General features: G+C 61.8%; 18 protein-coding genes and 2 tRNA genes. 13 read left to right on the forward strand and 7 right to left on the reverse strand.

What is annotated here, in order from left to right:
• Window positions 1-52: 52 nt before the first annotated feature.
• Complete coding sequence (locus tag I6L32_RS13725; RefSeq protein WP_216944008.1) at window positions 53-1,828, forward strand: autotransporter assembly complex family protein; 1,776 nt, start codon at window positions 53-55, stop codon at window positions 1,826-1,828.
• 76 nt (window positions 1,829-1,904) lie between these two features.
• A complete protein-coding gene (locus I6L32_RS13730; RefSeq protein ID WP_216944009.1) occupies window positions 1,905-5,678 on the forward strand; it encodes a translocation/assembly module TamB domain-containing protein in 3,774 nt (1,257 codons plus the stop codon).
• A 204-nt stretch (window positions 5,679-5,882) separates the two neighbouring features.
• Here the strand turns inward: I6L32_RS13730 and I6L32_RS13735 are convergent.
• Window positions 5,883-5,967 (reverse strand) — tRNA-Tyr (locus I6L32_RS13735).
• Window positions 5,968-5,998: 31 nt separating this feature from the next.
• Window positions 5,999-6,083: transfer RNA gene (locus I6L32_RS13740), tRNA-Tyr, on the reverse strand.
• 126 nt (window positions 6,084-6,209) lie between these two features.
• On the opposite strand from I6L32_RS13740, the gene I6L32_RS13745 reads away from it, so the two are divergent.
• Window positions 6,210-6,722, forward strand: coding sequence for a VC2046/SO_2500 family protein (locus tag I6L32_RS13745; RefSeq protein WP_010674125.1), 513 nt, complete (start codon window positions 6,210-6,212; stop codon window positions 6,720-6,722).
• Between the two features lie 63 nt (window positions 6,723-6,785).
• On the opposite strand, the gene raiA is transcribed toward I6L32_RS13745, so the two are convergent.
• Window positions 6,786-7,118 carry a ribosome-associated translation inhibitor RaiA gene (gene raiA / locus I6L32_RS13750; protein ID WP_010674126.1) on the reverse strand — a complete coding sequence of 111 codons (333 nt, stop codon included), beginning with the start codon at window positions 7,116-7,118 and terminating at the stop codon, window positions 6,786-6,788.
• A 392-nt stretch (window positions 7,119-7,510) separates the two neighbouring features.
• Here raiA and I6L32_RS13755 point away from each other — a divergent pair, with 392 nt between their 5' ends.
• The 5 genes from I6L32_RS13755 to yciA all read left to right on the forward strand — a co-directional run bounded on the left by I6L32_RS13755 (window position 7,511) and on the right by yciA (window position 14,804).
• Entirely contained in the window at window positions 7,511-10,030 is a 2,520-nt protein-coding gene (locus I6L32_RS13755) for an EAL domain-containing protein (protein ID WP_202014307.1), read from the forward strand.
• A gap of 83 nt (window positions 10,031-10,113) precedes the next feature.
• Entirely contained in the window at window positions 10,114-12,030 is a 1,917-nt protein-coding gene (locus I6L32_RS13760; RefSeq protein WP_202015174.1) for a transglycosylase SLT domain-containing protein, read from the forward strand.
• Between the two features lie 177 nt (window positions 12,031-12,207).
• Window positions 12,208-13,206: a LacI family DNA-binding transcriptional regulator gene (locus I6L32_RS13765; RefSeq protein ID WP_029314259.1), complete on the forward strand. Its 999-nt coding sequence runs from the start codon at window positions 12,208-12,210 to the stop codon at window positions 13,204-13,206.
• Window positions 13,207-13,453: 247 nt separating this feature from the next.
• Entirely contained in the window at window positions 13,454-14,266 is an 813-nt protein-coding gene (locus tag I6L32_RS13770) for an NAD-dependent epimerase/dehydratase family protein (protein WP_202014309.1), read from the forward strand.
• A 139-nt stretch (window positions 14,267-14,405) separates the two neighbouring features.
• Window positions 14,406-14,804, forward strand: coding sequence for an acyl-CoA thioester hydrolase YciA (gene yciA, locus I6L32_RS13775; protein WP_202014311.1), 399 nt, complete (start codon window positions 14,406-14,408; stop codon window positions 14,802-14,804).
• Between the two features lie 6 nt (window positions 14,805-14,810).
• Here yciA and I6L32_RS13780 read toward each other — a convergent pair whose 3' ends face one another.
• Entirely contained in the window at window positions 14,811-15,035 is a 225-nt protein-coding gene (locus tag I6L32_RS13780) for a hypothetical protein (RefSeq protein ID WP_010674132.1), read from the reverse strand.
• Between the two features lie 111 nt (window positions 15,036-15,146).
• On the opposite strand from I6L32_RS13780, the gene I6L32_RS13785 reads away from it, so the two are divergent.
• Window positions 15,147-15,992, forward strand: coding sequence for an endonuclease/exonuclease/phosphatase family protein (locus tag I6L32_RS13785; protein WP_029314263.1), 846 nt, complete (start codon window positions 15,147-15,149; stop codon window positions 15,990-15,992).
• Window positions 15,993-16,087: 95 nt separating this feature from the next.
• Here I6L32_RS13785 and I6L32_RS13790 read toward each other — a convergent pair whose 3' ends face one another.
• Window positions 16,088-17,410: a LysM peptidoglycan-binding domain-containing protein gene (locus I6L32_RS13790; protein ID WP_223302529.1), complete on the reverse strand. Its 1,323-nt coding sequence runs from the start codon at window positions 17,408-17,410 to the stop codon at window positions 16,088-16,090.
• Between I6L32_RS13790 and I6L32_RS23105 the strand changes: the two genes are divergently transcribed.
• Window positions 17,339-17,611 (forward strand): hypothetical protein, encoded by a 273-nt coding sequence (locus tag I6L32_RS23105; protein WP_010674135.1) that lies wholly within the window; start codon window positions 17,339-17,341, stop codon window positions 17,609-17,611. The two genes, I6L32_RS13790 and I6L32_RS23105, sit on opposite strands and share 72 nt — an antisense overlap.
• Before the next feature lie 87 nt (window positions 17,612-17,698).
• On the opposite strand, the gene gloB is transcribed toward I6L32_RS23105, so the two are convergent.
• Window positions 17,699-18,463 (reverse strand): hydroxyacylglutathione hydrolase, encoded by a 765-nt coding sequence (gene gloB, locus I6L32_RS13795; RefSeq protein ID WP_202014313.1) that lies wholly within the window; start codon window positions 18,461-18,463, stop codon window positions 17,699-17,701.
• Window positions 18,464-18,542: 79 nt separating this feature from the next.
• Here gloB and I6L32_RS13800 point away from each other — a divergent pair, with 79 nt between their 5' ends.
• Complete coding sequence (locus tag I6L32_RS13800; RefSeq protein WP_010674137.1) at window positions 18,543-19,265, forward strand: class I SAM-dependent methyltransferase; 723 nt, start codon at window positions 18,543-18,545, stop codon at window positions 19,263-19,265.
• 6 nt (window positions 19,266-19,271) lie between these two features.
• Here I6L32_RS13800 and rnhA read toward each other — a convergent pair whose 3' ends face one another.
• On the reverse strand, window positions 19,272-19,736 hold the full coding sequence (gene rnhA / locus I6L32_RS13805) for a ribonuclease HI (RefSeq protein ID WP_010674138.1): 465 nt from the start codon (window positions 19,734-19,736) through the stop codon (window positions 19,272-19,274).
• Between the two features lie 75 nt (window positions 19,737-19,811).
• Here rnhA and dnaQ point away from each other — a divergent pair, with 75 nt between their 5' ends.
• Complete coding sequence (gene dnaQ / locus I6L32_RS13810) at window positions 19,812-20,546, forward strand: DNA polymerase III subunit epsilon (protein ID WP_069784858.1); 735 nt, start codon at window positions 19,812-19,814, stop codon at window positions 20,544-20,546.
• The gene (locus I6L32_RS13815; RefSeq protein WP_042865207.1) at window positions 20,543-21,793 is read left to right on the forward strand and encodes a TIGR03503 family protein; all 1,251 of its coding nucleotides are present in this window, start codon (window positions 20,543-20,545) and stop codon (window positions 21,791-21,793) included. Before dnaQ ends, I6L32_RS13815 begins: the two co-directional genes overlap by 4 nt.
• Window positions 21,794-21,808: the final 15 nt, after the last annotated feature.

Raw genomic sequence — 21,808 nt, forward strand, 5'->3', positions numbered from 1 at the left:
ATCGTACTAAATAACACAATCTTTAAATCATGTTATTCGGGGAAACTGACGTTTGACAGGATGCTATCCTACTTTTTTCACCGGGAGCACTTCATCCGGGCGATCCCGTCGCCCCGGGCCCGGTCTCTTGCTGCTCGCCCTCGCTCTCTGGCTGATGGCGATGCCCGCCATGGCGGCCAAGTTGACCTACCAGATCAAGGGGGTCAGGGGAGAGCAGAAAGACAACGTCGAGGCCTACCTCAACGCCCTGCCCGTCTACCAGGAACGCCAGTACCGCCCCGCCCGCGCCAAGATCACCGAGAGCGTACAGAAGGCGCTGCAGGTCTATGGCTACTACCAGCCCAAGATCACTCTGAACCGCGACAAGAAGACGCCCGCCAAGGTGGTGATCGAGATTGAGCGGGGGGAACCCGTGATCATCTCGCGCCTCGACATCCTGCTGGAAGGGGATGCGGGGAGCGACGAGGTGTACAGCGAGCTGCTGGACAAGCTGCCCCTGAAGGAGGGAGATCCCCTCAACCACGGCAAATATGAATCCATCAAGGCGGATCTCGGCAGTCTGGGGCTGGCCCGCGGCTATTTTGACGCCAAGATCAGTAAGAGCCAGGTCAAGGTTTTCCCGGAACAGGGCAAGGCGGAGATCTACATCCTGTTTCGCTCTGGCCCGCGCTACCATTTCGGCGAGATCCGCTATGACGCGACGCCGGAGGCACTGCACCTGATCCGCCCGCTCATCAACATCAAGAGCGGCGACCCCTATCTGGCGATCCGTCTGGCGGAGATGTCCCAGGATGTCTCCTCCACCAAGCTGTTCAAGCAGGTGGACATCAAACCCCTGATCAGCCAGGCCGAGGGCAACCGGGTGCCGGTGCAGGTGACCCTCTCCAACCGGGTCGATCACGAGATTGAGACCGGTATCGGTTATGCCACGGACGTGGGGCCGCGCCTGAGTGCCACCTGGGAGAAACCCTGGGTGAACCGCTATGGTCACCGCCTCTCCAGCACCGCCAAGATCTCGGCGCCGGAAGCGGAGCTCAGCTTCGACTACCAGATCCCGGTGGGCAACCCGCTGCGGGATTACTACTCCCTGCAGGCTGGCTATCAATACACCGACAACAACGACACCCGCTCCGATCTGGCCACCTTCGGGGTGCACCGCTGGACACGCCGACCGGAGAGCTGGGACAGAGACGTCTTTGTGCGCCTGGAGAACGAGCGCTACGTCCAGGGTCAGGACGAGGGGAACAGCCTGCTGCTGATCCCCGGCGTCTCCTGGTCACGGCTGCGGGTGCGCGGCGGTCTGGTGCCGGATTGGGGGGATCGCCAGCAACTGACGATGGAGTTCTCGAGCCCCTACTGGGGGTCCGACATCAGCTTCATGCGGGTGTGGGGGCGCAGCAAGTGGCTGCGCACCCTGGGCGAAGATCACCGTTTCCTGATGCGGGCCGAACAGGGGGCCATCGTCGGGGATGATTTCTCCCTGGTCCCCCCCTCCCTGCGCTTCTTCACCGGCGGCGATCAGACGGTCCGGGGCTACGGTTACGAGACCATTTCGCCACGGGGGGACGATGGCAAGCTGACCGGCGGACGCTACGCCAGCGTCGGCAGCCTGGAGTACAACTACCGCTTCAGCGAGAAGTGGCTCGGTGCCCTGTTCGTGGACGCCGGGACCGCCACAGTCGACTACAGCGAGGCCTGGAAGATAGGCACCGGGGGCGGGGTGCGCTGGGTCACCCCCATCGGTCAGGTCAGGCTCGATCTGGCGGTGGGCATCTCCGAGGAGGACAAGCCGCTGCGGCTGCACTTCGCACTGGGGCCGGAACTATGACCCGGCAACCAGGCGCATATCCTCTTCTTTCTCTTTTCTGGCCGCTGCGGCTGCTTTCCTTGCAGGGGTCTGCATCGTGATCTGGGTAAAACGCATTTTCTTGTGGCTCATGGGCCTTTTCTTCCTGCTGCTCATCGGCGTCAGCCTGCTGGGCTTCACCCATCAGGGTAACAAGTGGTTGTGGCAACAGGCCAGAGCCGCGCTGCCCTCCCTCAAGGGGGAGCTGGTGGCGGGGCAACTCGGTTATGGCTGGACCTTCGAAGGGGTTGGCTGGCAGGACGAGCTGGTGGATGTCACCGTGGAGCGGGCCGTGCTGGACTGGGATCTGGGCAAGCTCCTGCAGGGCAAGCTCTGGATCAAGTCTCTGGCGGTGACTCGCCCCGTTGTCCGGGTGGTGGAGTCCGAGCCGGTGCCGGAAGAGCCGTCGGAGCCCTTCGTCTGGCATCCGTTGCCGCTCAAAATCCAGGTCGACAGCCTCAAGGTTGCCGATCTCGATGTGGCGGTGCCCAGCGTGACGATCACCCTCAAGGATCTGGATATTGGCGCCGCCCTGGATCGCGCCGGGCTCATCGTGCGCGGCCCCGTGCTCGATGGCCTGAACGTGGTGGTGGCACCGGCCCCGGCTGAGGCGGCCAGTGACAAGGGCGCCAAACCGGCGGATGAGAAAAGCGCCACCCTGGCGGTCGGCGAGCGCAAGGCTGTCCCCGGTGACAAGACGCAGGCCGCAAGCAAGCCCGAGCCCATGGTGCTGCCGGCGGTGCGACTGCCTTTCCCCATCCAGCTGGAGGGGCTGAAAGCCACGGCGTTCCGTTATCAGCAAGGTGAGCTGGTGGAGGGGCTTGACAACCTGTTGCTGTCGGCCACCGCCGAGGAGGAGCGCATCGACATCCGGGAGCTCTCCTTGCGCCATGCCATGGCGGATCTGGCCTTGAGTGGTCAGGTGCGCCTGCACGAGGATTACCCCCTCACCCTGACTCTGGATGCCAAGGCGCGTCAAGGGCTGCTGGACGGGGAGCTCAAGGGGGAGCAGGTCAATCTCGTCCTGGACGGTTCTGTGGGCAAGCTTGGGCTGGCACTCAAGGCCAAGGGGCCGGTGGGCGCCAATCTCAAAGGATCCCTCGCGGCCCTCGACCCGGATCTGCCCTTCGATCTGGCGCTGGACTGGAAGAGCCTCTCCTGGCCCCTGCACAAGCCTGCCAAGGATGAGCCCAGCTATCGGCTGGACAAGGGCACCCTGAGCGCCAAGGGCAAGCTCTCCGGTTACCAGTTTGCGCTCAACACCGCCGGCAAGGGGACCGATGTGCCCCCCTTCAAGGTGGCGCTCTCGGGCAAGGGGGATCTCAACCAGCTGAGCCGCATCGAGCTGCTGCTGGGGGCCCTCAAGGGGGAGCTCAAGCTCGACGGCAAGCTGGCCTGGAGCAAGGGGGTCCAGTGGCAGGGGACGACCGAATTCAAGGGGATCAACCCGGCGGAGCTGGTGCCCGAGATCAAGGGGGCACTGGCGGGCAAGATCACCAGTCGCTTCGATCTGGATGAGGCGGGCCACTGGCAGCTGGCCCTGCCCGAGCTCAAGGTGGATGGCAAGCTCAACCAGTATCCCCTGGCCTTGCAGGGCAGGCTCAGTGGCAACGACAAGATGGAGTGGACCATCCCGGCCCTGGCGCTGCAAAGCGGCCCCAACCGGCTGCAGGCCAAAGGCTCGCTCACGACCCAGGCCTGGAAGCTGGATGCGGATCTGGATGCGCCCAAGCTTGGGGGTATCTACCCGGGTCTGGGAGGGGACATCAAGGGCCAGGTGCGCGTCACCGGCAACCAGCAGGCGCCGCGCGTGAATGCCGATCTGGTGTCGGGCCGACTCGCCTACGCGGGCACCGTCCTCAAGGAGACTGTCATCAAGGCCAACGCCCTGGTCGGGGAGAAGCCCGCCGGTGAGGTGGCGGTGACGGTGGCGAGCCTGGCGCAGGGGGAGACCAAGCTCTCGCAAATCGCCCTGAACCTGAGTGGCGATCTCGAGCGCCACGGGCTCACCTTGACCATGAAGGGGGATCCCCTGGCGGCAGACCTCAGCCTGAATGGCAGCCTGCGCGGTGACCACTGGCGTGGCGCCCTTGCCGAGCTGAAGCTCAAGACCCCCCTCAAGCGCTGGGCGCTGGCCGCCCCCTGGTCTCTGGATCTGGATCTGCCGAAACAGCAGTTGACCATGGGGGATCTCTGCCTCGCGTCCCAGAAGGCCAGTCTCTGCGTCAAGGGGAGCCGGATAGCCCAGTCCCAGGGCAATCTGGAATTTGCCCTGAACGAATTTGATCTCAAGCGGCTGCGCCCCTGGTTGCCGGACAATTTCCGCTGGCAGGCAGTGCTGTCGGCCGACGGGCGCGCCAGCTGGCGCGGCAACCAGCCGACCCTGTACGCCACCGTGCGCACCACGCCTGGGACCTTCGTCGCCGACGAACTCAAGACCGACTACCAGCGCCTCGAGCTCGGGATCGACTTCGAGCGCCAGCAGGCCGCCATCCGGGTCGATTTCGCCTCCGAGCAGATCGGCAACATCGACACCGATCTGCTGATCCGGGATCCCGCCGGCCGCGGCAACCTCGGCGGTCAACTCAGGTTTGACGATCTGAAGCTTGCGACCTTTGCGCCGCTCATTCCCGAAGTGCGCTCCCTGCAAGGGGTCATCTCGGCGGATGCCCGCTTCGACGGTACCCTGGCTGCCCCCCTGCTGTATGGCGAGCTGAACCTGAAGGAGGGGGAGGTTCAGACCCACTCCGACATGGTGACCCTCTCCAAGCTGGTGACCCGCCTCAAGATAGAAGGCAACCGGGCCGAACTCGACGGCTCCATGATGGTGGGCAAGGGCCCCCTGGTGCTGGGGGGCTGGCTGAGCTGGGCCCAGCAGCCGGTGACCGGCAGCCTCACCATTCAGGGCAAGGAGCTGGAAGCCCAGTACCCGGGCATGGGCCGGGTCAGGGTGACACCTGACATCGCCATCTCTCTCGGGGAGGAGACCAGGGTGACCGGTCAGGTGGACATCCCCTGGTCGCGCATCCTGGTCAAGAGCCTGCCAGACAGCGCGGTAGCGGTCTCCGATGACGTCACCGTCATCTACGACGATCTGCCGCCGGTCCCCAAGGCGGCACCGCTGCCCATGGAGATCAGGCTCGCCATCCGGCTCGGGGACGACGTCCGCCTCGAAGCCATGGGACTCAAGACCAAGGTGGGAGGGGCCCTCAACATTCGCCAGGATCCCTCCAAGCCGCTCTCGGGCAACGGGCAACTGGAGCTCAGGGACGGGCGCTTCAAGGCCTATGGCCAGAACCTCATCATCAAGGAGGGGCGGATCCTCTTCTCCGGCCCCATCGATCAGCCCTATCTCAACATCGAGACCTATCGGGATCCGGATACCATCGAGGACAACGTGACCGTCGGGGTGCGGGTGACGGGGCCGGCCGCCAAGCCGAAGATCACTGTCTATTCCGAACCGCAGATGGCGCAGTCCGAACAGCTCTCCTATCTGTTGCGGGGCAAGGGATTGCAGACCAGCGGCGAGGATGGCGGCTTTAACGGCCTGCTGGTGGCGGGGGCCGTGAGCCAGGCGAGCGGCGTGGTCTCCAGCATCGGGGAGTCCCTCGGCATGAGCGACGTGGCCCTCGATACCGCAGGCAGTGGCGATGACACCCAGGTGACCCTGTCGGCCTACCTGCTGCCCGGCTTGCAGTTCCAGTACGGGGTCGGGGTGTTCAGCCCCATCGCCGAATTCAAGCTGCGCTACGAGCTGATGCCAAGGCTCTATCTGCAGGCCATGAGCGGGGTGGCCCAGGCGGTGGATATCTTCTATCGCTTCACCCTGTAAGGGGCGCGGATGACAAGACAGATGCCTGGGGGGACGCTTATTCCCCCCTGCCCGACCTGCTGATGACAGCTGTCGCCAGCAGGTTCGGGGTGAGAGCGTGCATATATTGACGGGAGGCCTGGCCTCCCGTTTTTTTGTAGAAGAAGGGGATTTGTGGAAGGCAGAAAAGCGAAAACCCGGCACAAGGCCGGGTTCTCTGAAATATGGTGGAGGGAGAAGGATTCGAACCTTCGAAGGCAGAGCCGTCAGATTTACAGTCTGATCCCTTTGGCCGCTCGGGAACCCCTCCACGGGGCATGACCTGATTGTGCGCACTTGAATGGTGGAGGGAGAAGGATTCGAACCTTCGAAGGCAGAGCCGTCAGATTTACAGTCTGATCCCTTTGGCCGCTCGGGAACCCCTCCCCAAGTGCGAGGCGCATACTAACAGATCTGTCGCGCTTGTGAACCCCTCTGCCGGGATTTTTAATGCTTAAAGGATCGGGTTGATGGCCGATAAGCAATGAAACCTTCATTTCCAAGATTTATCTCATGCTGCCCAGTGCGATTCGTGACCGCTTGCTCGTGGATGAGGCCCAGTTGGGCCAACGGCTCAACCAGGATCTCCGTGCGGGGGACCGTGCCGACTTCAGGCTGCATCTGGCGCTGCTGACTGATGCAGTGGAAGAGCAGCCCTGGTTTGATGCCCCGCCCAAGCCTGCGTCGGGTGAGCTGGATTGGCGCTCTCGTTTCGGTCTGATGCCCCGGGCGTCCCTGCAAGGCGGGGTGGAAGAGAGCGATGCCACCAGCCTCAACGAACGTCTGCAACAGGGCGGGTGCATGACGGATGTGAGACTCTGGCTGGCGCTGCGCTCCCCGCCACTGGTGAGCCGAACGCCCGCGCTGGATCCCGCAGTGTACGACAACCTCTCGGCACTGGGTCGCGAGCGATGGCAGGCCCGACCTATGGGCGCTGACCCCAGGGAGGAAGTTCCGCTGATGATGCTGCCGCTGCTCGATGAGCTTGCGCAAGGGGTGGATGCCAGGCTGCGCTGGCTGGGGTGACGGCACGGTAGAATGCAAAAAGGCGGGATAACCCGCCTTTTGCTTTATGAGTGGTGAACCTTGTCAGGCGTCTGCTTCGTCCGGTTGAGGCACTTCCTTGCCGGCGGCACGACGGGCGATGGGTTTCTCCGTGTGACGGTTGAGCTGGCGTTCCAGCTTCTGGCCCAGGTCCGTGATGGCGGCATAGAGATCCTCGTGCTCTGCCTGCGCAAACAGTTTGCCGTTGGGAATGCCGATAGTGGCTTCGACGATATACATCAAACGCTCTTTGGAGATGATCACATGGGGTGTGATAAGAGGCACCTGAAGACGCTCGAGCTTTTCAAAACGGGATTCAATGCGCTCGCGGATGGCTGGGGTGATGTCGATGATTTTACTGGTCATTTCGATTTTCATAATGGCCCCCTTCGGGTCGTCTTGCTTGTGTCTTCACCTCCAGATTACCCATGTCGCCAAATCAAAGTGTGATCTGTGTCACGAAAAATGCCCTTGGGAATCCCGCTGTCCATAAATTGTGAGCTTTTCCCGTTTCATGCCAAAAACCGCTTGAGCTCAGTGAAACAGGCAGGCAGTATCAGCAAATAGGATCGTTTCTGTCCCCCCTCGGCAGCGCCTTGTGTCGACCCGATGTTTGGTTTTTGCCGCATAGTCTCGAATTTTCTCCACCCACATCGCCTCATCGCATCGCAAAATCATTGCCATGCGCCGGTGGAGATATGCGCGCAAACGGATATGCTTTTCTGCAGGAGTCGGGGTGGATAACGTGGTTGTAGTGGTTGGAGTCGTAGATGAAGCAGCAAGCCACCCAGATGATGTGGTTTTATGATCGGCAGCATGGGCAATGGAGCCTGTCTGATCATGTCTCTTGTGAACCCTGGGCAGGGGAGGGAGCCCACCCCTGGGCCACCCAACTTGAGCGGGAAGATGAAGCGGGTTTCGCCGATTTTCTTGCAAGACTCCACGATTCCGGCCAGCCTGGCCAGTTCATCGGTCACCTGCGCGATGAGGACGGCAAGGTACACCATGCGCTCTGGTACGGTCAGTATGTGCCTGCACAGGGGCTCTGTTGTGGCTGGCTTGCCCCCCTCGAAATGATGCATCGCGAGATGGATCGCGCCGACTCCCCCGCAGGCGTGACACCGCCGCTTCCCATGTTGCAGGCCCCCTTGCTGGCCAAGCTGGCGCAGGCGCTCTCCGCCAAGACGGGGCTCGATTTTTGCCAGACCCTGGTCAACGAGCTGGCCCATATCCTGGGAGCCACTGCCGTCTGGCTGACGGAGCGGGTTGGTCTCGACAGGCTGAGAGTGCTGGCGAGCCACGGCATCGACGTCAAGGAGTATGCCCTCTGTGACATGCCCTGCCAGCAGCTCTATCGCCAGGGGTCCTCCTGCGCGGTCCCCGTGAGTGAACCCCTGACCGGGTATCCCGACCTGCCCCCGGGCCAGCACTATTACGCCCAGCCGCTGCTCGATCGCAACGGTCAGATCCTGGGCCATCTCGCCCTGCTGTTCCCGAGCCAGACCCGGACCACGGATCTGGACTCTGTCCTGACCATCTTCTCGGTGCGCATGGTGGCCGAGCTGGAGCGCCTGCAAAGCGATGCCCTGATGCGGCTGTCTGCGGTGGCCTTTGAAACTCACGAAGGGATCATCATCACGGATCCCGAGTTCAAGATCCTGCGGGTCAATTACGCCTTCAGCCAGATCACCGGCTTTGACAACCAGGGGGTGATTGGTCTGCACCTTGGCAACGATCTCTGGTCGGGGCTGGGAGGGCTGGGTTACGAGCTCAACGCCCTGGATCGCTGGCAGGGGGAAACCCTGCGCCTGCACGCCGACGGTCACGCCTATCCCCAGTGGGAGATCGTCACGCCGGTGCAGGATGAGAAGGGGGGGATCAGCCACTATGTCATCTTCTTCGAGGATATTTCCGAGCGCAAGGCGGCGGAGCGCCGCATTCAGGATCTCGCCTTCTATGACGAGCTGACCGGCCTGCCCAATCGTCGTCAGCTGCACGAGACCCTGACCCAGGCGTTCACCGATGCAAATCGCAGTCACCTCATCGGGGCCCTGCTGTTCATCGATCTCGACCACTTCAAGACCATCAATGATTCCCTGGGTCACGCCACCGGCGACTGGCTGCTCAAGGAGGTGGCCAGCCGTCTCAAGCGGCTGGTGCGCCAGGGGGATTGTCTGGCCCGTCTCGGCGGCGACGAGTTCGTGTTGTTGCTGCCAGCGCTCTCCATCAGCCCGCCCCAGGCGGAGATGCAGGCCGACCTCATCGCGGAGCGGCTGATCGGGGAGATCGCCGCCCCCTATGATTTCAGAGGCCAGGTGCTGCACATCGGCGCCAGTGTCGGCATCACCCTCTTTCCCGGTCGGGAGCAGGAGGCGGGGGATCTGCTCAAGCAGGCTGACACCGCGATGTATCAGGCGAAATCGGCGGGCCGCAAGACCCGGCGCTTCTTTGATGCCTCCATGCAGTTGCAGGCCGACCGGCGTCTGCACATTCACAACGAGCTGCGCAGTGCCCTCGATAATGGGGAGTTGACTCTCCACTACCAGCCCCAGCACATGGTGGCGGGGGGGGAGATCATCGGTGTCGAGGCGCTGATCCGCTGGCAACCCCCCGGGCGTGCCCTGGTGTCGCCTGCCGAGTTCATCCCCATTGCCGAGGAGACGGATCTCATTGTCGACATCGGCAACTGGGTATTGCACGAAGCCTGTACCCAGTACGTCTCCTGGGAGGAGAACGGGATCCACGTCCCTCAGCTCTCGGTCAACGTGAGCGCCAAACAGTTCCATGCTCCCGACTTCGTCGATCGCATTCACGATGTGCTGGCGGCCACCGGCATGGATCCCGCCTGCCTCAACCTGGAGATCACCGAGTCGGTGGTGCTGGGTCATGCGGAAGACACCATCAGCAAGATGGCGGAACTCAAGACCCTGGGCATCAGCTTTGCCATCGACGACTTCGGGGCGGGGTACTCTTCCCTGAGCTACCTCAAGCGGCTGCCGGCCGATGAGCTCAAGATCGACCGCTCTTTCATCCAGGACATACCCAAGGATGGTGACAACATGGCCATCGTCGAGGCCGTGATCGCCATGGCCCGCCACATGGGGTTCAACGTGACGGCGGAGGGGGTGGAGTCCCGCCAGCAGCTGGAGTTTCTGCAGGCACAGGGCTGCCATTTCTTCCAGGGATACCTCGCCTCCAAGCCGCTCCCTGTTACCTACCTTGAACGCTATGTCAGCCGCCAGGTACGCGGTGATCGCCCCGTCTGCACCGATAAAAATAGTGTGGCGTAGCCCCCGTGCTTAGCGGGTAGAATGAAGGTATGTCACCACCGCACTTTGGCGGTGGTTATGTCTTCAAGGGGAGAATGCCATTCGTGAAAGTCGTGCAGGGAATCATCTTGTCTGCGCTCTGGATGCCGGGGCTGTTGGCTCCTGCCTTCGCGCAGACCATGGAGCAGTCTCTCTATCGCCAGGCCCATGAGGCCGTGCGTGCCAATGATCAGGTCAAATTCAGCCAGCTTCGGGCACGCCTGATCCACTATCCGCTGCTGCCCTATCTGGATTACTACCAGCTTGCGTTCCGTCCCGGGGCGGCAGACTACAACGATGTGACCCGCTTCATCCGCCAGCACGGGGACACTCCTCAGTCCAACCGGCTCGAGCGCAGCTATCTCACCTATCTTGCCCAGAGCCAGCAGTGGTCCCAGTTCCTGCGTTTCTATCCGGCCAAGCCAAGCTCCACCGATCTGCTCTGTCAGCACTATCAGGCCCGCTACTACACGGGGCACAAAAGTGAAGCCCTGCAGGAGGCAGGCAAGCTCTGGTTGAGCGGTCAATCCAGGCCCGATGCCTGCGATCCCCTGTTCCAGCTCTGGCAGCAGGCGGGTCTGCGTACTCAGGAGAAGATCTGGGAGCGCATGAACCTGGCCTTCGAGGCCCAGAACCCCAACCTCATTCGCCACCTCGGTGCCCAGCTCGGCAGCGGCATGAAGGGGTATGGCGATCAGATGATCGCCCTGTATGACCAACCCGTGCGGGCGATGAATCCGGCCAACTTCACGGCGGCGCCCCCGTCGCGGCATCTGCTCTCCCTGGGGCTGGCCCGCTACGCCAACCAGGAGCCCGACGCGGTTCTGCGCCAACTGGGGGAGATGGCCCGTCGCTTCGGCCTGAACCATGCCGAGGTGAGTCGGGTGGAGAAAGCCGCCGCCCGTCGCCTGTTGCTGGACCGCTCTTCTGACCAGCGCGCCTGGCTGGATACGGCCCTGGTGCGGCTCAAGGATCCGGAGCTGGTGGAGCTGCGGGCCCGTCTTGCTATCTGGGAGCAGGATTGGCGCGGCCTCGAAGGCTGGGTCAAGCGGATGCCCATGGGGCTGCAAAAAGAGGATCGCTGGCGTTACTGGATGGCGCGCTCGCTGGAGAAACAGGGGCGGCAGAAACCGGCGCGGGACCTCTATCTCGAGACTGCGAGCCTGCGCGGCTTCTACGGCTTCATGGCGGCCCAGCGCACCGGTGTGCCCTATCGCATGAAGAACCAGAGCGTGGCGCACAAGGTGCCGGACTGGCAAAGTGCCAGTCGCCGTTGGCCCTTCCTGCTGCGGGTGCGTGAACTGCTGGCGATGAACGAGATCACGGCGGCCCGCTCTGAGTGGATCCACAACATGGATCGCAACAGCGTGGCCCAGCGTCTGGAGTTTGGTCACATCGCCCTCAACCAGGGCTGGCACGAGCTGGCGATCCTCTCCAGCATCCGTGCCGAGGCCTGGGATGCGCTGGACCTGCGCTTCCCACTGCCCCTCAAGCGCACCTTCTCCCAGATGGCACAAGAGCGCACCATGAACACCAGTCTGCTCTACGCCATCTCCCGTCAGGAGAGCGCACTCTATCCCCTGGCCCAGTCACCGGTCGGGGCGAGGGGGTTGATGCAGCTGATGCCTGCCACCGCGAAAGAGACGGCCGGCAAGCTTGGGGTGCCCTATCGCAACGAACAGCAACTGTTCGACCCGGCCATGAACATTCGTCTTGGCAGCGCCTACCTCAAGCGTCTGCTGGATGTGTATGACGGCAACCGGATCCTGGCGGCGGCGGCCTACAATGCGGGTCCTGGTCGGGTCAAGCGCTGGCGCGAGCAGAGCGACAACAAGCCGATGGATGTCTGGGTGGAAAGCATCCCCTATCGGGAGACGCGCAACTATGTCCAGAACGTGCTCTCTTTCGATCTCATCTATCAACACAAGCTGCAGCAGCCTTTGCGTTTCATGTCGGAACGCGAGCTGAATCACGCCTATTGAGTTCGGGGGTAGTCGTTGTCGCGGCTGCCTCCCATTCTTGCCCCAGAATGGTTATCATCCCTTAAGCTTTGTTACAAAAGGAAACCTGCCAGGTGATCGGGCGCCGCGTCTTGGTCTGTCAGGTTCGATACAATGCCCGATCATCACTGACAGGCTTTTCCAACAAAGGAATCGAGAGTGGCAACGATCAAAGATGTGTCTCAGCTGGCGAATGTCTCCATTTCGACAGTGTCTCGAGTGATCAACAACACGGCGCAGGTGGCGCCCGAGAAGCGCGAGGCTGTCCTCGCGGCCATGAAGGAGCTCAGCTTTCGTCCAAACAGCTTCGCCCAGGCCCTGGTGAGCAAACGCTCCAACTGTATCGGTGTGCTGGTGGGGGATCTGTGTGGCGGCCCCTTCTTCGCTCAGATGATGCGCGGCATCGAAAGCATGGTCGACAAGGCGAACAAGTTCACCATCGTGGTGTCCGGCAACCACGACGCGGCCCGTGAGCGGCACGCCATCCAGGCGCTGCTGCAGCGCCAGTGTGATGCCCTGATCCTGCACAGCAAGGCGCTGCCTGACGAAGAGCTCAGCGAGCTGGCGTCGGGCACGACCCCCATCGTCTTCATCAACCGTCAGGTGCCAGGCTGCGAGGATCGCTGCGTCTGGCTGGACAACCAGGCCGGCATCACCACGGCTTGCCAGCATCTGCTGGACGCGGGACATCGCAAGATTGCCTTCGTCACCTCCGATGACGAGGAGTTTGTGGATGGTCAGCAGCGGATGGCCGGCTATCGCTTCGCCCTGCAACGGGCAGGTATCGAGCTGGATCCTGCCCTCATCGGCCGTGCCTATGCCGACGAAAAAGGTGGCTATGTGGCCATGAGCGAGCTGCTGGCGCGCGGCGTCGAGTTCAGCGCTGTGCTTGGTTTCAACGATGCCATGGTGGCGGGGGCCATCTCCTGTCTGCTGGAGCGGGGTTACAAGATCCCCCAGCAGGTCTCTGTGGTCGGTTTTGATGACATCCCCTATGCCCGATACATCTATCCCAAGCTCACCACGGTACGTTACCCCATCGAGGAGATGGGAGAGCGGGCCGCTGAGCTGGCCCTGAGGCTGCTGGATCACAAGCCGGTAGAGGGGCTGGCGCTCAAATTCGAAGCCGAACTGGTACGGCGGGAATCTGTGGCCTGAGTCATGAAGTTGGCCCCGTGCGGGTCAACTTTTTTGCAAAACAGTGAAAGCGCTTTCAGAAATCCTTTTCAACTGTGATCCGCTTCAAAGCTTTTTGACTGCGCTGCCACTAGGATAGGCCCACGAATTAGGAGCGTGCGCTCCCGATTTTCCCGCTGTGGGAGGTAACCGGTTAATCCGGCTATTTCCTTCGTTACTTTCGACGGTCATCATTGGATGGCCGTTTTTTTTTTGTCAGGATCCGGGTATGACGAACGAATTTGAGTATCAGACGGGTATCGTGGGCGCCGGCTGGCTGGGGTTGCCCCTGGCCAGGGCATTGCAAGAGCAGGGGCAATCTGTCGCGGTGACGGTCAGTACGGCCGAAAAGGCTGAACGGCTGCGGGGGGAGGGTATTGCCGCCTGGCCGCTGTTGCTCACCCCTGACATGGGGTCACTGCCTTTTCGCTGTCATGACCTGGTGATCTGTGTGCCCCCCAGCAAGACCGGGGATTACCCGGCATCCGTGGCCAGCCTGTGCCGACAGGCGAGGGAGGCGGGTGTTCAGAGGGTTCTGTTTATCAGCGCGACTTCGGTCTGGGGGGCCGGACAGGGGGAGGAGGAGATGCCCGCTCCAGCCCATGACAGAGGCTTGCGGATGCGGGCGGCCGAGCTTGCCGTGCTGGAAGGGCATGTTGACTGCGCCATGATCTTGCGCCCGGCCGGACTCTATGGTCCTGACCGTCACCCCGGCCGTTTTCTGGCGGGCAAGACGCTGGCCGGGGGAGGCCAGGCTGTGAACCTGGTGCATCTGGACGACGTGGTGGCCGCCTGTGAGCTGATGCTGGCCCGGGGGCAGGATGGGGATGCCTACAATCTGAGTGCCCCCGTCCACCCGCGCCGGGAGCAGCTCTACCCCTTCGCGAGCCGCCTGCTCGGGCTGGTGCCGCCGCAGTTCGTTGAGCCGGCGGGGGAGTTTGCTCCCATCGAAGGTCAGCGCATCTGCCAGCAGCTTGGTTTCGTCTATCGCTGGCCGGATCCGGCCCACTGGTTTGCGGACGGGGCGGCCTTGAAGGGTTGAACGGGTCGTCGCCATCCGGGCCCCGGAGTCGGTCATCTGGCGTGCAAACCAGATACGGCGCGCGCTCCGGGACAATTGAGGTTTGCCAAGGGGGGGATCGCCCCCTATCATGCCGCCATCCATGATAAAGAGAGCGGTAATGATGGAAGAGATCAAGCGCCACCCCGATGGGGAGCTGTTGCTGAGAACCCTGGCAATGCCAGCCGATACCAACCCCAATGGCGATATCTTCGGCGGGTGGATCATGTCCCAGATGGATATAGGTGGGGGCATCATGGCCAAGGAGCTGGCAAAAGGGCGCATCTGTACCGTCTCGGTGGAGGGGATGACCTTCCACAGCCCGGTCAAGGTGGGTGACGTGGTGTGCTGTTACGGTCGCTGCCTCAAGATTGGTCGCAGCTCCATGCGACTCAAGCTGGAGGTCTGGGTCAAGCCGGTATTGCGGGAGAACGAAGCCCAGCGGTACTGCGTGACCGAGGGCGTCTTCACCTATGTGGCCATCGACGATCAGGGCAAATCCCGCCCCGTCCCGGTCTGAGTCTGCTCAGATGAGCCGGGCATTGATGATGGATATTTCCTGCTCAAGCCCGGTTTTTTGCCGTATCATGCGCTCCAGCATCTCTTCCGACCCCACGCACTGCCGGGTGTCGAACAGACAGAGATCACATTGGGGATCCCGCCTGATTTGATAGACGGTGGAAAGCTCCACTTGATGACAGGTTCCCTGTTGATCGTAAAATGTCACGCGGTACTGGTGCTGTCTCGCCATCGTTGAATTCCTTCTGGATGAGTCGGGCCGGACACGAATAATGAGACTAGTCGGCGACCGTGGCCTGTGTGAGGGCCATGTCGTCTTGCAGAGGCAGGTGATTGTTAGCCAATGAAAAATAGTTATCGGATTCTGGGAACGTCCCTGCTGACGTTGGGGCTGGTCGGTTGCTTCGAGGTACCGGATCAAGATCATCTGGTGACTGCGGCAGGTATCATACCTGGCGCAAGCTGTGACAGACCACCTCTGGTGGCGCTCGCCTCCACGGCCTTGCCGAGGGAATTTGGCATCACCGTCTGGAACCTCTACAAGGGACAACGCAAGAACTGGCGGGAAGGGCTGGATGAGTATGCCAAGTCCCAGGATCTGGTGCTGCTGCAAGAGTCGGCTACCCGGCCCGAGATGCTGGACTGGCTGAAGAGAGGCGATTTCCAATGGCAGCAGTTGCAGGCCTTCACCCAGGGAGGTGTCTCCTTTGGCGTGATGACAGTGGCGAAAACGCCGCAGGCGTTTGTCTGTGGCGTCCGTTCCCCCGAACCCCTGCTGCGTATCCCCAAGTCAGGTCTGGTCAGTCTCTATCCCTTGCAGGGGGATCCTGACGGCGTGCTGGTGGTGAATCTCCATGCGGTCAATTTCGAACTGGGCATGGCGACCTTCCGCGAGCAGCTCAACGATCTGACTGCGTTGATCCATCGCCACCAGGGGCCGGTCATCCTGGGTGGCGATTTCAACACCTGGAGCGACAAGCGCGCGTTCTGGTTGAACAAGCTGGTGGGCGAGCTTGGCCTGCAGGAGGCCATACCTGTGCCTGATCTGCGTCGCACCGCCTTTGGCCGCCCGCTGGATCACCTCTACTATCGCAATCTGGATCTGGTGGAGGTGAGTTCACCTGCTACCGATGCCTCTGACCACAACCCCATTCTGGCGCGCTTTGCGGCCCAGGCTATCACTCCCTGAGTCATCCCTCAGGGGAGAGCGGAGTCGCCGCTGGTTCATGCAGACAAAAAAATACCCCGCATCAAGCGGGGTATTTTTTTGATTGCGACGAGCGATCAGCTGTTGTTCTTCACGAACAGGGTCAACTCCTGACCCGGCTTGAGATAGTCACTCTTGCCGAGCTGGTTCCAGCGCATCACATCGTTGACGGCGACCTGGAAGCGGGCTGCGATGGAGGAGAGGGAATCACCGCGGCGCACCTGATAGACCATGGACTTGTTGCTGCTCTTGCCCTGCTTGGGCCAGACCACCAGCTTCATGCCAGGCTTGAGGGCTGACTTTGCGTTCAGGCCGTTCCACTTGGCCAGGTCGGCGTGGGTGACCCCGTGTGCCTGGCTGATGCTCCACAGGTTGTCACCGGAGCGCACCTGATAGTTCACCTTGCCACCACTGCGGCTGGCGAGCTGCTGCGGCTTGCTCTGGGCAACCTGGGTTGCGCGCCCGCCATTGGGGATGATCAGGCTCTGGCCACGGCGCAGGTTGTTGCCGCGCATGTTGTTGGCCAGCTTGAGCTGTTGCACGGTCACCCCGTGATTCTGGGCGATCCGTGACAGGGTATCACCACTGGTGACCTGATAGGAGCGCACACCACGGGTACGTTCACGCTGGGGCAGATCGGCCAGGGCCAGTTCCAGGGTGTCGGCGTACTCGACGGGGACCAGCAGGTTGTAAGGGCCCTGCGGCGAGGTCATGCCACGCTTGAGCGCAGGATTGAGCGCCTTGAGCTGGGAGGCGGAAACACCAGCCAGCTGGGCGGCCACGTTCAAATCAATCTGGCCACCGGTATTGATGGTTCTCAATTGCGGCTTGTTGGCCAGCACCGGCAGGGTGACATTGTATTTGTCCGCATTGCGGATCATGTCGGCCATGGCCAGGATCTTGGGCACATACATCCGGGTTTCGCGGGGCAGGTCCAGCGACCAGTAGTCGGTCGGTCGACCAGCCCGTTCGTTGCGGGTGATGGCGTTGCGCACCCGACCTTCACCGGCATTGTAAGCGGCCAGGGTCTGCAGCCAGTCACCGTCGAAGAACCGGTTCAGGTACTCCAGGTAATCCAGTGCGGCATTGGTGGATGCCAGGACATCGCGTCGACCGTCGTACCAGTTGTCGTGGCGCAGGCCGAAATTCTTGCCGGTTGCAGGAACGAACTGCCAAAGACCGACCGCATTGCTGCGGGAGCGGGCATTGGGATCGAACATGCTCTCGATCATGGGGATGGTAATAAGCTCCATTGGCAGCTCACGCCGTTCGATTTCCTCTACCATCAGATACAGGTAGGGCTCAGCCCGGCTGGCAATGGTCGCCATATGCTTATCATTGCGCAACAACCAATCACGCTGTTGGCGAACCCGGGCATTATCGTGCGAGTCCAGCTGCATATCATCGCTGATACGCACCCACAGGTTATCAGTGTCATCCAGCTCTTCTATCTGTTCGTCGCCGAACAGCATCCGCGAAGAGTGTTTTTTGTACGTTTTCTTGCTGACTTGGGGGGATTTGATCGGCTCGATTGCCGTTACCGCCCGGTCATCCTGATGGCTCAGGTTTTGACAGCCGCTGAGAAACAGCGCTGCCAATAAGGCCGTTCGTAGCTTCATCTCGCTCAGGTCATCTGTGGAAAAACAGCTCGCATCATAAGGGGCAATGCCCCCCTGATCAAGGTTTGTTCAAAAAACGTCCTTCCAGGCCCGGAGAACAGCGAAGATATCCTCTGGATTTTCCAAGCATTTAAGGGCGTATTTCTCAGCAGAAAATTTTACCGAGCCCTGCTCGCAGCGCAGAAAAACATTGAAATTCCGCTCATCTCCCAGCCGGGAGGGGAGACTCGGGAGGCCCTGCTGACGCAGTCTGCTGATCACGCCGATCTGCCGCTGGATCGCCAGGTTGTCGGGCTCGACCGCATGGGCGAAACGCAGGTTGGAGAGCGTGTATTCATGGGCACAATAAAGGAGGGTCTCATCGGGCAGTGCCGCGAGCCGTTGCAGGGAAGTGTGCATCTGTGCCGGGGTCCCTTCGAACAGACGGCCGCAACCGGCGCTGAAGAGGGTATCGCCACAAAACAGCATGCCCTGGCCGTAATAGGCGATGTGCCCCAGGGTGTGACCGGGCACATGGAGGACATCCAGACTCAGGCCATGCCAGTTGATCTGATCCCCGTCATCGAGCCACTGGCCGTGATGGTCCGGCATGGGGTCATGCTTGGGACCATAGAGGCGAGCGTGGGGGAAGTGTTGCAGCAGCACGGATACGCCCCCGACGTGATCGCGGTGGTGATGGGTCAGGAGGATGGCATCCAGCACCAGATCCAGCGCAGCCAGCCGTTCCAGCACGGGAGCGGCCTCGCCCGGATCGACGACCAGGCAGTGATTTTCATGACGGATCAACCAGATGTAGTTGTCGCTGAAGGCGGGAACTGTGATGACGGTATACATGGGTCGAGGTCTCTTGTGTTCTCTTTAAGGAAGGGATCTTATATAACTGGATGGCATTCGCCCCCGAGTTGGTCCCATTATGCAACTGGCACGTACCGAACAACAGATCGCGCTTCCGACCAGTTGGTCCGCACTGCCCATGGGGGACTGGGTGGCCGCCGAGCTTCAGGAGCGCCTCGACAACTGGTGCCCCCACCTCTTTGGCTATCACTTGCTCAAGATAGGTGCCCTGAGCGCCGAACTCTCCTGCGGCTGTTCCACTATTCGCCATCAAATCGGTGTCGCCCCCGGCGGACGGCTGCTGGACATCCAGGGGGATCCGCTCGCCTTGCCGGTGCGATCGGGGAGCGTGGATGCCTGCCTGCTGGCTCACTGCCTCGATTTCTCGCCGGATCCTCATCAGGTGCTGCGGGAGGCAGAACGGGTGCTGACCGACGATGGCTGGCTCATTGTCAGCGGTTACAACCCGCTCAGCCTGGTGGGGCTGGGTCACTATCTGCCCTTCATGCGGCGGCATCTGCCCTGGTCTGCCCGCATGTTCACGCCCGCACGGGTGACCGACTGGCTGCAATTGCTCGGCTGTGAGGTGATGTTCGACGAGCGGTTCGGTTTCTCCTTCATGGGCAGGCAGAGCAAGATCGGCTGGTGGCGGGAGAGTCTGGGGCGGGACTATTGCCGCTCCCTGGCGTCTGTTTACGTGATTGCCGCCCGCAAGCGGCGTTTCCCCGTTACACCGGTGCGTCGCCGCTGGCGGCTGCCGGAGTCGATGGCCGCGCCAGGAATGGCGCGCCAGGGCGGCTAGCGGGCATCAGGGCTGGTAGCCGCTGTCTTCGGCAAGCTGCTTGCCGCTGGCGGCCTCACGGGCAAGCTCGTCACAGCGTTCGTTTTCCGGGTGGCCCGAGTGTCCTTTCACCCAGAGCCATTCGATCTGGTGACGGGCCACTTCCGCATCCAGGGCCTGCCAGAGATCGACGTTCTTGACCGGCTGACGGTTGGCGGTCATCCAGCCCTTCTTCTTCCAGCCGATGATCCATTGGGTGATCCCCTGGCGCACATACTGGCTGTCGGTGGTAAGCCGCACCTGGCAGGGTTCGTTCAGGGTCCGCAGCCCCATGATGGCGGCCATCAGCTCCATCCGGTTATTGGTGGTCAATCGAAAACCTGCGGAGATCTCCTTGCGATGCTTGCCATAGACCATGACGGCACCATAGCCGCCGGGGCCCGGGTTGCCTAAGCAGGAGCCATCCGTGAATAAATCAATCTGTTTCAACATGAGCAATCAATCTGTTTTAGCGAGAGGCTTGGGGTAAACTAGCGAGTAAAACCGAAGTTTGACATGGATTTGATCATGAGCACACCCCAACTGAATCGCCAGATCATTCTGGATACCGAAACCACCGGCATGAACACCGCGGGCGGCCCTGTCTATCTTGGGCACCGCATCATCGAGATCGGCTGTGTGGAGGTGATCAACCGCAAACTCACCGGCAACCATTTCCACGTCTACATCAAGCCGGATCGGCTGGTGGACCCCGAGGCCATCGCCGTGCACGGCATCACGGATGCCTTCCTGGCTGACAAGCCCTCTTTCAACCAGATAGCGGACGATTTCATCGAGTTCATTCGCGGCGCCGAGCTCATCGCCCACAACGCCCCCTTTGACGTGAGCTTCATGGACTATGAGTTCAGCAAGCTCGGTCTGAACTTCAAGACGGCGGATATCTGCGGCATCACGGATACCCTGGCGATGGCGCGGGATCTCTTCCCGGGCAAGCGCAACAACCTGGACGTGTTGTGCGATCGCTACGGCATCGACAACTCTCACCGTACCCTGCACGGCGCCTTGCTTGATGCGGAGATCCTGGCGGACGTCTACCTCCTGATGACGGGTGGCCAGACCAAACTCAATCTGGCGAGCGAAACCAGCGAGAGCGAGACCAGCCAGGATACCGGCATTCGTCGTCTGGAGAGCAATCGCCCGCCGCTCAGGGTGGTTCGCGCGAGCGACGAGGTGGCGGCTGCCCATGAAGCGAGGCTGGATCTGGTACAGAAAAAAGGAGGTGCCTGCCTGTGGCGGCAATGAGATCGCTTTGGGGGCTGCTGCTGCTGGCCTCCCTCCCGGCCGCGGCCAACGAGGTGTTTGCGCCTTCCGACATTCCTCTGCTCGACAACCGCTTTCGCATCGATTACGGCGTGAAGGAGATCACCTTCATCATCAAGCGCAAGCCGGGGACGCCCTCTGTGATCCTGGTGCGACCCGATGGCAGCAAGCTCTATGTGGGCAAGGTCAAGCCGCCCGACGTGGGCTGGTTGCCCCTCAAGGATCAGGATCTCATCACCATCCGCGACCCCATGCCCGGCCCCTGGCAGGCGATCGGGGAGGTGGACCCCGACAATCGGGTGCGCCTGCTCACCGACATCCAGGTCGAGAGCGAGCCGCTGCCGGCCCGCCTCTATCAGGGTGAGCGGGTCAAACTGCAATCCCGTCTGCTGATCGATGGCGCGGCGCCTGGGGCGGGTTACTACCTCACCGATCTGGGCATGACCGTCAAGCTGCAGCAGTTCAACGATGCCAGCCAGAGCGGCGATCCCGTGTTCGAGGAGACCCTGGGACGCTACATGGATGATGGCAAGGGGGTGGACGAAGTGCCGGGGGACGGTATCTTGACCGCCGAGGCGGTACTGGACGTCCCTGCGGGAAAATACCGAGCCCTCTTCAGCACCGGCAATGAGGTCTTCTCACGAGCCCAGTCACAGCAGGTGCTGCTCTACCCCTGGCCGGTCAGCTATTCCCTGAATCCCCCCTCCGGGGAGGGGGGAGCCAAGCTCTCTCTGGTCATCGATGTGGATGAACTGGATCCCGCCTCCGTGGTCATCCAGGGCAAGGCCATCGACGGCGGGGGCAGTAGCATGACGTTCAACGAGGTGGCGACAGCGCCGCGTTTTGGCGTGGATCTCTCCGCCCTCAAGGCGGCAGGGCAGTACAAGGTGGAGGCCACCCTCTTTGGAACAACCCGGCTCGGTCGCGAGGTGCAACTGCAATTGCCGGCCAAGTCGTTCACCATAGCACCGCCTCCCCCCCCTCCCGCACCCTCTGCGGCCATGCCCGCATCCGCCGCCACCCCCGACCGGTTCGAGGAGCGGGAGAGTCCGGTCTGGCTGCCCTGGGCGCTGGGGGGAGGTGGCGTGTTGCTGCTCTTGCTGGGGGCGGGTGGTTTCATTCTGCTGCAAAAGCGCCGCACCCTGCACAAGGCGATGGCGGCGCAGAAGGCGCAACTTGAAGAGACGCCAGCAACCCCCAAACTGGATCTCAATCTGCCGGAGCAATAATTCCGCGCACATTGC

Source organism: Aeromonas sp. FDAARGOS 1402 (assembly GCF_019046925.1).
In the GTDB taxonomy this organism is placed as follows: domain Bacteria; phylum Pseudomonadota; class Gammaproteobacteria; order Enterobacterales; family Aeromonadaceae; genus Aeromonas; species Aeromonas caviae.

Coding starts and splice junctions, on each gene's coding strand:
- I6L32_RS13745 (WP_010674125.1), top strand. CDS start 6,210: ATGCTGCCCAGTGCGATTCGTGACCGCTTGCTCGTGGATGAGGCCCAG.
- raiA (WP_010674126.1), bottom strand. CDS start 7,118: ATGAAAATCGAAATGACCAGTAAAATCATCGACATCACCCCAGCCATC.
- I6L32_RS13755 (WP_202014307.1), top strand. CDS start 7,511: ATGAAGCAGCAAGCCACCCAGATGATGTGGTTTTATGATCGGCAGCAT.
- I6L32_RS13770 (WP_202014309.1), top strand. CDS start 13,454: ATGACGAACGAATTTGAGTATCAGACGGGTATCGTGGGCGCCGGCTGG.
- yciA (WP_202014311.1), top strand. CDS start 14,406: ATGATGGAAGAGATCAAGCGCCACCCCGATGGGGAGCTGTTGCTGAGA.
- I6L32_RS13780 (WP_010674132.1), bottom strand. CDS start 15,035: ATGGCGAGACAGCACCAGTACCGCGTGACATTTTACGATCAACAGGGA.
- I6L32_RS13785 (WP_029314263.1), top strand. CDS start 15,147: ATGAAAAATAGTTATCGGATTCTGGGAACGTCCCTGCTGACGTTGGGG.
- I6L32_RS23105 (WP_010674135.1), top strand. CDS start 17,339: ATGCTTATCATTGCGCAACAACCAATCACGCTGTTGGCGAACCCGGGC.
- I6L32_RS13790 (WP_223302529.1), bottom strand. CDS start 17,410: ATGCAGCTGGACTCGCACGATAATGCCCGGGTTCGCCAACAGCGTGAT.
- gloB (WP_202014313.1), bottom strand. CDS start 18,463: ATGTATACCGTCATCACAGTTCCCGCCTTCAGCGACAACTACATCTGG.
- I6L32_RS13800 (WP_010674137.1), top strand. CDS start 18,543: ATGCAACTGGCACGTACCGAACAACAGATCGCGCTTCCGACCAGTTGG.
- rnhA (WP_010674138.1), bottom strand. CDS start 19,736: ATGTTGAAACAGATTGATTTATTCACGGATGGCTCCTGCTTAGGCAAC.
- dnaQ (WP_069784858.1), top strand. CDS start 19,812: ATGAGCACACCCCAACTGAATCGCCAGATCATTCTGGATACCGAAACC.
- I6L32_RS13815 (WP_042865207.1), top strand. CDS start 20,543: ATGAGATCGCTTTGGGGGCTGCTGCTGCTGGCCTCCCTCCCGGCCGCG.